Genomic DNA, 599 nt, shown 5'->3' on the forward strand with positions numbered 1-599 from the left:
AATGTCTTTTACCATCGCCATGATCATTTTGCGAAAGATTTCAGCCTGAGCCTCTTTTTTATCTCGAAACTTTAATTTATCCAGTTTTGAGACGCCTTCAACCAGATCTGCCACCGTACTGCCAAACAGAGTTTCGATATCTTTAAATGTCGCAGGTGTATCTTCAATGACATCATGCAACAATGCCGCCATTAGCGTTTGATGATCTAATCGCATATCGGCAAGAATACAGGCAACCGCCACAGGGTGAGTAATATAAGGCTCACCACTTGAACGAGTCTGTCCCTCGTGGGCATCTCTGGCGACGATAAAGGCTTTTTTGAGTTGTTCAACTTGCTCAGGTGGCAAGTATTTTTGAACGATTTGATTCAGGCTTTCAAACAGGTACAAGGCAGACCTACCCCTATTTTATGAGACGATTAACGACGACCTTCCGCAATCGCTGAAACCGCTTGTAATTCTGCGGCTTCTTGCTCTTGCTGCTCTTGACGTTCACGAGCATCAAGAATTTTACCGTTAATCAAACCTTCTTCGATTTCGCGTAGTGCGATAACCGTCATTTTATCATTTTCTTCTGGTACTAAAGGATCTTTAGCGCC

General features: G+C 43.4%; 2 protein-coding genes. Both read right to left on the minus strand.

The window, feature by feature from the left end; all coding sequences use genetic code 11:
• Positions 1-390, minus strand: a 390-nt coding sequence (locus IE142_RS40040; RefSeq protein WP_191889474.1) for an HD domain-containing protein, incomplete at its 3' end; no start/stop codon positions are given.
• A 29-nt stretch (positions 391-419) separates the two neighbouring features.
• On the minus strand, positions 420-599 hold a 180-nt coding region (gene rpoZ, locus IE142_RS40045), incomplete at its 5' end, for a DNA-directed RNA polymerase subunit omega (protein WP_191889475.1).

This window comes from Streptomyces mutabilis (assembly GCF_014649815.1).
GTDB lineage: Bacteria > Actinomycetota > Actinomycetes > Streptomycetales > Streptomycetaceae > Streptomyces > Streptomyces mutabilis.